The organism is uncultured Ligilactobacillus sp. (assembly GCF_948826705.1).
In the GTDB taxonomy this organism is placed as follows: Bacteria; Bacillota; Bacilli; order Lactobacillales; family Lactobacillaceae; genus Ligilactobacillus.
Window position 1 is genome coordinate 1 of the sequence record NZ_CAQLEL010000095.1, and the last position, 8,196, is coordinate 8,196.

Annotated in this window: 10 protein-coding genes; all 10 read left to right on the forward strand. The window is 40.1% G+C overall.

Annotated elements, in window-relative coordinates:
• The first annotated feature begins 13 nt into the window (after positions 1-13).
• Genes Q9Q35_RS06445 through Q9Q35_RS06490 form a run of 10 tightly spaced genes read left to right on the forward strand, consistent with a single transcriptional unit; the run spans position 14 to position 7,384 of the window.
• Entirely contained in the window at positions 14-877 is an 864-nt protein-coding gene (locus Q9Q35_RS06445; RefSeq protein ID WP_304652647.1) for a phage protein, read from the forward strand.
• Positions 877-1,224, forward strand: a complete 348-nt coding sequence (locus Q9Q35_RS06450) for an ABC transporter substrate-binding protein (RefSeq protein WP_304652648.1) — start codon at positions 877-879, stop codon at positions 1,222-1,224. The genes Q9Q35_RS06445 and Q9Q35_RS06450 overlap by 1 nt, the downstream gene beginning before the upstream one ends.
• The gene (locus tag Q9Q35_RS06455) at positions 1,221-1,571 is read left to right on the forward strand and encodes a DUF2634 domain-containing protein (RefSeq protein ID WP_304652649.1); all 351 of its coding nucleotides are present in this window, start codon (positions 1,221-1,223) and stop codon (positions 1,569-1,571) included. The genes Q9Q35_RS06450 and Q9Q35_RS06455 overlap by 4 nt, the downstream gene beginning before the upstream one ends.
• Complete coding sequence (locus Q9Q35_RS06460) at positions 1,564-2,769, forward strand: baseplate J/gp47 family protein (RefSeq protein WP_304652650.1); 1,206 nt, start codon at positions 1,564-1,566, stop codon at positions 2,767-2,769. Before Q9Q35_RS06455 ends, Q9Q35_RS06460 begins: the two co-directional genes overlap by 8 nt.
• Positions 2,766-3,326, forward strand: a complete 561-nt coding sequence (locus Q9Q35_RS06465) for a hypothetical protein (RefSeq protein WP_135998330.1) — start codon at positions 2,766-2,768, stop codon at positions 3,324-3,326. The genes Q9Q35_RS06460 and Q9Q35_RS06465 overlap by 4 nt, the downstream gene beginning before the upstream one ends.
• 14 nt (positions 3,327-3,340) lie before the next feature.
• A complete protein-coding gene (locus Q9Q35_RS06470; protein WP_304652651.1) occupies positions 3,341-5,125 on the forward strand; it encodes a hypothetical protein in 1,785 nt (594 codons plus the stop codon).
• A 5-nt stretch (positions 5,126-5,130) separates the two neighbouring features.
• Positions 5,131-5,511, forward strand: a complete 381-nt coding sequence (locus Q9Q35_RS06475) for a hypothetical protein (RefSeq protein ID WP_304652652.1) — start codon at positions 5,131-5,133, stop codon at positions 5,509-5,511.
• Between the two features lie 4 nt (positions 5,512-5,515).
• Positions 5,516-5,701, forward strand: a complete 186-nt coding sequence (locus Q9Q35_RS06480; protein ID WP_304652653.1) for a hypothetical protein — start codon at positions 5,516-5,518, stop codon at positions 5,699-5,701.
• Positions 5,694-6,029 carry a phage holin, LLH family gene (locus tag Q9Q35_RS06485; protein ID WP_304652654.1) on the forward strand — a complete coding sequence of 112 codons (336 nt, stop codon included), beginning with the start codon at positions 5,694-5,696 and terminating at the stop codon, positions 6,027-6,029. Before Q9Q35_RS06480 ends, Q9Q35_RS06485 begins: the two co-directional genes overlap by 8 nt.
• A 5-nt stretch (positions 6,030-6,034) precedes the next feature.
• A complete protein-coding gene (locus Q9Q35_RS06490) occupies positions 6,035-7,384 on the forward strand; it encodes a LysM peptidoglycan-binding domain-containing protein (RefSeq protein WP_304652655.1) in 1,350 nt (449 codons plus the stop codon).
• Positions 7,385-8,196: the final 812 nt, after the last annotated feature.

An 8,196-nucleotide genomic window follows, 5' to 3' on the forward strand; every position in this document is an offset into this window, starting at 1 on the left:
GGTGGTGGATTAAATGGGTAAAGCACAATTTGGGTTTGAGATCTTGGTCAGAGTTCACACTCGAACTGGCAGGATCGAATTTCAATACAACAAAAATCATGCTAAATCATCTGAGATTCACTTCACAGTACCGTTTTCTAGCAACTCAGAAAAACATATCGCTGAGATCACACTATTCAACATTAATCCGGGACATTTTAATAGTATTCGGCAAGGTGACAAAGTCGAGCTTTTTGCTGGTTACCATGGTGATACCGGGCTTTTGATGAGCGGTACGATCTTCAGAACAACGACACCAACGTTACAAGATGCTGATACAGCTTACGTGTTACGTGTGCTCGAAGGACAAGATTATACACGCTTACCAAAACAAAATATTACGTTCGCAGCTGGGACACACGCAGATGTGATCGTCAAAGAAGTAGCACGTCGAGCTGGTATGCAACTAGATTTTGTCAGCATCAACAAGAATAAGCGTTTTGAAGAAGAATACACCGCTGAAGGTCATCCGATGGAGATTTTAAGCTCGCTAGCCACCGAAACTAAAACAAGTCTGTTTTATCTGCGTGGACGCTTAACTTTTGCTTTTGTTTTTGCTGGTAGAAATGCTGAATTATTCCGCTTGACACCACAGACGGGGTTGATCGGAAGTCCTACGGTAGCAAGTCGGGACGACGATTGGCAAGATGAGGACGATGACGATGGTTATGGGCGTTGGAGTTTTTCATGCACTAGCATTTTAAACTATCACTTGACCACTTTTTCGCGTGTCGATGTCAAGAGTAAGTATCTGACGCATGGAATGTATGTGATCAACGGCGAGCATACCTTTAACGGGACTGAGGCTAGAACTGAATTTGAAGGGATCGAAAACTAATGGTATTACGTGATAATGATACAAAATTTGTCAGACAACTTGTAAAGAATATCAATGCTAACCTTCACGTTTGCCAGTTAGCAAAAGTCACAGCTTTGAATGATGATCGCACCAGAGCAAGCGTTCAACCACTAGCACTAAACTCGAGTGGTACTAAACGTGCTTTGCTGATGAACGTGGTGGTTGGTAAATCAGCGCAAATGTTTATCGGGGTCGGAAGTGTAGTGGGTGTTGTCTTTTTGGATCGTTCTTTAGTTAATTGGGACGGTACAGCTAACGAATTTAAGTTAGATTCTGAACGAATGCACAATTTGAACGATGCTGTGGTGATGGAGGTGTTCACATGATCGATATCAAGATGACTAACGACGGAGATTTTGATTTTGACCAGGATTTGCAACTAGTGTCAGAGATCGACGAAATCAAACAAGCATTGATGATCTTGCTCAAATCTCGTAAAGGAGAATTTTTTGCTGATCTAGGGATGGGTCTTGATCAGAGAATGTTGATCGGTAAAGACTACGATTTGAATTACGTTTCTAGTAATATCAATGACGCGCTGACGCAAGATGAGCGTGTAGCGAGTGTGATCGTCAATGAGATAAATGTTGTTGGCAGAAAGCTTTATATCAGATTTGTGGCCACGCTTGAAAATTCGGAAACTATTGAAATGGAGGTGACTTTAGATGATTGATAAAAATGGCTTTTCTCGGCCGAGTTATGAAGAATTAGTCAAAGAATTAGGTTTGAAGTGGCGTGAATTATTTGGCGAAAATGCACAGATCAACACGCATTCGGTAGGCGGTATTCTGATAAGAGTACACGCCTATTTTTTAGATAAACTACATCAATTAGCTGAAGTCGTCTATAATTCGCAATTTGTCGACTCAGCGACCGGAACTACTTTAGATCAATTAGCAGCTAACGCAGGGATCACACGTAAGCCGGCGCAAACTGCGATCGGTAACGTTAAGATCTATGGCGTAGCTGGTTATGAAGTGCCGGCCGGAACCATATTTAAGACTAGTGATGAATTAATGTATGTCACGACTGAAGATATCATTTTGAAAGATACCGGCAAACAAAATATCGTGATCGATTCAGTCGGAACTTTAGCACATGGGACCGATAATATTGGGATTGGCACAAGTCGTTATCTATACGCCTATGATCTAGGCGCAAAATACAATAAAGATGGTAGCTTTGTTGCTCGACAAGTAACGCCGGTGGAAAATATCTTACATGTTGAGATCAGCGATATGATCGGTGGTGCTGAAGTTGAAGCTGATGAAGATCTGCGTGGTCGGATCACATTAGCCAATGAAGCAACGGCATCATCGCCTTATAACGGCGTGCTCGCATCGATCAAGAAAGTGAATGGTGTTCGAAGCGTGCGGATCGTTCGAAATGACACGATGGAAGATGACAGTGTGACTAATACACCGGCTAAAAGCATTCATATTTTTGTGGATGGTGGTTATAAAGATGATATCGCTGAAGCTATCTTTAATTCGGTTGCTGCGGGCGTTACGACTGCAGGAACTCAAGTGACAACACTTAAAGATATCGCTGGTCAAAGTCATGAAGTCAAGTTTGATTTTCCTATCCGGCGAGCTATTTTTGCTGAGATCAAGCTTACTAAAAATGAAGATGCTTATCCACAAGATGGCGATGAACAAGTTAAACAAGTAGTACAAGACTATGTTAGTTCGGTCGGCATGGGAAGTATGATCTACTACAGTTATCTGTATCAAAGGATCTATAGCATTCCCGGCGTTGTCGTTGCTGATGTAAAGATCGGACTATCTAAGACTGAAGTATCAGCGCAGGATATCGAACTAAGCGATCTAGAAACTGCTGAAGTTGCAGATAATGGAGTGATCTTAAAATGATAGATATCTTTAAAGAATACATGCACAGATTGACTGGTGCTTTCAATACTGAATACGGTCAGAACCTGCAAAAAGTGGTGCGCTTCTTTGCTTGGTCATTATCAGATGTTCGAGATGAATTTAACGGGATAGCCACATATCGAAGCATCGATAAAGCTTCTGGTAAATTGCTTGATGATATCGGTGAAAAACTCAACGAGAAACGCGGTAAAGCTGATGATCGTTTTTATCGGATAATGCTTAAATCAAAGATTGCTGCTAGACGTGGTGATACGACTGCGAATGGTATTTTGACTACGATCAAGAATGCTTTTGATGTCGATGTTCGGGGCATGAAGATCATTAAACATGAAGATGAGCCACTAGCGATCAGCATCATCGATATTCCACTTGATGTGGCAAAGACCGATTGGGAGCGTAATTATTTGATGCGTCGGATAAAAAATACAGTTGCGGTAGGTGTTCGTGTCCATGAAGTTCGTTTGATCGACAGCACAAAAACAACAGTGCTAGTGATCTCAGGAACAAACAACGCGATCATCTATGATGCGACTTAGAAAGGAGAAGAGAAATGTCAGATAAATTTAAAACAGTCGTTACCACTCAAGGAATTGATCTGTTGAATAAAGCGATCGCTAACGAAAAAGACCTGTTGATCACAAAAGCTGTAGCTTCAGCTAATGCTTACAGTACAGATAAATTAGTTGATTTAAATGATGAAAACTACAAAAATGCGTCACATAATCAAGAAACAACGATCAATCGTATTTCATCAGCAGAGAGCGTGACATTAAACTTTGAGATCGTCTTTGATGGAACAGATATTAGATACGACTATACGCTAAATACTGTCTTTTTGATCGCTGAAGTTGATGACCACGAACGACTATTCGCAGTGATCAAAGCTAATCAGCCACAGTATATGAACGCTTATGAAGGTGGAAGTCGTACGAACCTGCAGATCAATTTTGGCTTTGAGTTAGCAAACCAAAATATCGCTATCAAGATCAATAGTGCTGCGATGGCTACGTTAAAGCATCTATCAGATCTCAAGAAAGAACTTGAAACATCTATTGAAGAAACTTCAAATAGTTTGTCGGTGAATATAGCTGAGATCTACAAAACTGCAATGAGTAACATTGACGATACTAGACAGAGTTTAAATAATGCTAATGCGCAACTTGAGCAAAAGTTAGACAAAACAAAGCAAGAATTGAAACGCGAAACAGAGGCTTCAGTTAAACATGCTAATGACAGAGCAGTTGATGCTGAAAAAGAAATTCAAAAACAATTAGAAGTTCAAGGAAAAAAACTAGCAGAAGCTGATAATAAACTGAATAACAGAATTGACAACCTAAAAATTGGTGGCCAGAATCTGTCATTGCACACTAATAAAGGTGCAACTGGTTGGGGATTGATTTATGACATAGGTGAAAGTTTTAGCTTTGATATAGCTAGCACTCAAGGAACCTTGCAACTTTTAGAGTCAGGTAATCCATATAATAAAAACACTGATATTCTTTTAACTTCAGTGGATTTAAAGCGTGAAGGAAAATATATTTTCAGTATGCTTGTTAAGACTGATAGAGATTTTAAAGATAAAGAGATAGAGTTTGAAGCTGTATCTAATGGTAACTATGTATTCAGTGAAAAGGCTATTTCAAAGAGCTTTACAGCTAAAGAAAATGAAGTTTTTGAAGTGACTTTTACTTTTGATGCTGTATCGTATATAGAAAATGTACAAGTGATGCTTATGTTACGAAGTGAAATTTTTAGTTACAATGCAGAAATTTGGGATCGTCAAATTCGTGAAGGCGAGACATACGTAACCTATGCTCCAAATTACCAAGACATCATAGATAAAGCTGAAGAGCTAATAGATGATAAGGTAGCTGAGATAGAAGCTAGAGAACAAGCCAAACGAATTGGTCCTACTTCGTGGATCTTAGATCGTTCGACAACACCATGGACAATTCGCTTTGATAATGGGTGCACACTGCAGTTTCCAGACTACGAAACAACTGCGACTATTTATGGGTACGGACATACAAGTAGTACAGTTGGAACGGATTTTGTTGCTTATCCTTTGCCTTACAATATTATTCGAGCTGCTAATGGAGGTATCACTGTTGAAAAATTTAAACAGGCGAATTCAGGTTTTGAATATTGGGCACCTTCAACTAAGGTGAATAAACCTGTTCGTAAAGATACAGATTTTAACTGGAAAAACGCCTACGGAGATCCAGGAACGAAAGATGTTTCGTATGGCAGAAAAACTGTTTTCGCTCGAGTTATGTACGAGCTGGGAATTTGGGATGCAGATGATGTTATCAGCGTTGGCGCTATAAGGAGATGATCAAAATGTTAGCCAATTTAAAAAAGAATCGTTTTTGGTTCATTAAAGCTTTGGAAACTTGGTCTTTAGCTGTCTATTTCATTGCTAAGCGATCAACTGGAGTGTTTCATAGTGTGCCACCCACGCCGCTTGAAATGCTCGATGATCCTCCTTTCATTTTCCTATTAGGATGTGTAGGAACGATCGCTTTGGTGTATTCACTTTGGAACGTTAAACACTTATATTACAAGCCTTTGATGACAGGATTGCTGACCTGTGTCTGGCTTGTATTTTTTATGTCTTTTGTTATTGCAGATGTTTTTGTTGGTAGATTTATTAGCTTTCCAGCAATCTATGCTTTCTTCGTCTTATTTGGCATAGTTGCTGAAGTTTTAGTGAAAGGGTGACGGAATGAGCGACCAGGTTTTAGTTGCGATTGTGAGTGCGCTGGGTTCTGCTTTAGTCGCTTGGATCACAGCGCACGAAAATCGCAAGAAAAGTGAGATCAAGGAAAAAGAAACGAGTGAGATCGAGCGTTTAAAAAAAGAAAATTCACGTCTCAAAAAGAAGTTGGAAAGGAGTAGGAAGGATGAATGATGCAGTTTTGACGTTGTTGCTTACAGTTATTACAGCGGTGATTGCCTATGTTGGAAATGTGATCGCAAAGAATGATAAGGCACGCACAGTGTTTAACGTATTAGAGCCGTTGGCACGTGATGCTGTTATCGCGTCCCAAAAGTTGGGAGTTACAGAATATTTGAGTGGCGCGGTCAAGAAAAATCACGCGGTTCAAAGTGTAATTAAAGCGTTGTCTGATGCGGGCTTTAGCATTAAAGATAAACAAGCAATAGAGAATGCTATTGAAAAAGCATACGCTGAACAAAAAGAACTGCTTGCTCAATATCCACAAAAAGAAAAGGAGTGATCCGAGTGAGTAAAAGAAAAATTTTTTTAAGAGCTATCACTGCGATAGCTCTTTTTGTTTTAGGACCGGCTACTATTAACAAAGTAGCAAATGGTACCACAAACACGTTGCCGGCAATTTCTGAAATTGTTGAGATCAATGAGGTTCAAGCGTCTGAAGTGCGTGAGAAAGGCACTGATACAGCAATTTATCAAGGCGCTAATGCACAAAAAGCACAAGCAAGCGATACATTTAGTATCGCGCAGATTGGCGGTTCGGTCCATGGCAGGTTGTACGATCAGTGGACATATCGATCGCAGGTGAGTACTGGAATTGCTATGGGCTTGAGAATGCACACTTATGTGTGGATGGAAACAGGCGGGAATACAATGCAAACAGCAAACATGCTCAATTACTTCTTGCCTAAGATCCAAACACCAAAAGGTTCGATCATTGCTTTAGATTACGAAGATGGGGCTGGTCCTAGCGCACAAGCTAATACGGACAATGTGTTGTATGGTATGCGTCGGATCAGAGATGCCGGGTATACGGCTGTGCTGTACTCTGGCAAATACTATATCGCTAACCATTTGCAGTTAGATCGGATCTTGTCAGAATTTCCAAACTCGCTTTGGATCGCTTCTTATGCTGATATGCAAGTTCGCACAGAGCCGTTGTGGGGATACTTCCCATCAATGCCTGGTGTAGCAATTTGGCAATTCACTTCGACTGGTCGTGCTGGTGGATTAGACTACAACATTGACTTGCTAGGTATTACCGAAAAAGGTTACAAGCATGGTGATGCTGAGCGACCGGTGACAAAACCAGAAGCGGTCAAAGAAGGTATTCAAGCAGATCATACTCCTAAGAAAGCAATCGAAGCTGGATATACTGTGAAAGTTAATTTCAGTGCAAAAAGTTGGAGTAATGGAGCTTCGATTCCTGGTTGGGTCAAAGGTAGAAGCTACAAAGTTATCGAGACTAATGGTGATAAAGTGCTGCTTGAAGGTATCATGTCGTGGATCGATCGCGCAAGCGTTGAGATCCTACAGACAAGCACACAGGCTCAAACTGTGGCAAGTGGTACGTATGTAGTTCAACAGGGCGACAGTTTAAGTGCAATTGCAACACGTTATAACACGACAGTTGGCACACTACAGTCATTGAATAGCATTCGCAACGTAAACTTGATCTACCCAGGTCAAGTATTGCGAGTAAACGGCCAAGTTACAGCTCAACGAACATACACAGTTCGTTATGGTGATAGCTTAAGTGCAATCGCTAGTCGATTTGGGATAACAGTTGGCCACTTACAATCGATGAACGGTATCAGGAATGCAAATCTGATTTATCCGGGGCAAACATTGCGGTATTAGGTAGGACTCAAGTATAATAAAGGGGCAGTATTTGTTACTGCAATCTGGGCCAGAGAACAGTTTTTGAAGTTGGCACGAGAATGGATCCAACTGCTGTACCTAGAAAGGAGAATATTTGCGTGCACCACACGTTTTTTGACGTATTGGTCGCTTATGCGCCTGTTGTTTTAGTCTTGACGAGAGCAGCAGTTAAATATTTCTCCAACAAGAAGAAATAACGCATAAGTTACTGATTATTTTTCCTAACACAAGGGAGTCGTGCCTCCCATACATAAATCTTGAAATAAATGTGACATATGCTATACTATAGCTGTTAGGAAATTAAATAATTGGTACTTACGTTATTTCAAAACAGTACTGTTTACGCCGTTGCCTCCTTAAAAGCAACGGTTTTTTATTATTAAAAACTAAGCGCCTTGCTCGATTTTTCGGGTGGGACTATTTTTTATTTTGCTATGCAAAAATGTAGCAAAAACAGCTTGATACATGACATATTATTGAGAATATATAGAGACTTTTATGTTTTGCATAATGTCTGTAATATACTGCTGACAAGGGATAGATAGTTTTGTGATAAATCACTAATATCAAGATGTCATTACGTGCATTACAAGGTAAGGCTGCTCGTATTCCAGAACGTCGCCGTTAATAAAACGCTAAAAACCCTTGATTGGCTATAATGCCCTCTAAGTATACAGATGAAATAGAAAATTCATCTTATACTTGGAGGGTATTTTATATGTCTAGGAAATCAAAATACAGTGCAGAACAAAAATTAGCTATACTAAATGAACTAACTCGTTCTAATATCA

Coding starts and splice junctions, on each gene's coding strand:
- Q9Q35_RS06465 (WP_135998330.1), top strand. CDS start 2,766: ATGATAGATATCTTTAAAGAATACATGCACAGATTGACTGGTGCTTTC.
- Q9Q35_RS06485 (WP_304652654.1), top strand. CDS start 5,694: ATGAATGATGCAGTTTTGACGTTGTTGCTTACAGTTATTACAGCGGTG.
- Q9Q35_RS06450 (WP_304652648.1), top strand. CDS start 877: ATGGTATTACGTGATAATGATACAAAATTTGTCAGACAACTTGTAAAG.
- Q9Q35_RS06470 (WP_304652651.1), top strand. CDS start 3,341: ATGTCAGATAAATTTAAAACAGTCGTTACCACTCAAGGAATTGATCTG.
- Q9Q35_RS06445 (WP_304652647.1), top strand. CDS start 14: ATGGGTAAAGCACAATTTGGGTTTGAGATCTTGGTCAGAGTTCACACT.
- Q9Q35_RS06460 (WP_304652650.1), top strand. CDS start 1,564: ATGATTGATAAAAATGGCTTTTCTCGGCCGAGTTATGAAGAATTAGTC.
- Q9Q35_RS06455 (WP_304652649.1), top strand. CDS start 1,221: ATGATCGATATCAAGATGACTAACGACGGAGATTTTGATTTTGACCAG.
- Q9Q35_RS06480 (WP_304652653.1), top strand. CDS start 5,516: ATGAGCGACCAGGTTTTAGTTGCGATTGTGAGTGCGCTGGGTTCTGCT.
- Q9Q35_RS06475 (WP_304652652.1), top strand. CDS start 5,131: ATGTTAGCCAATTTAAAAAAGAATCGTTTTTGGTTCATTAAAGCTTTG.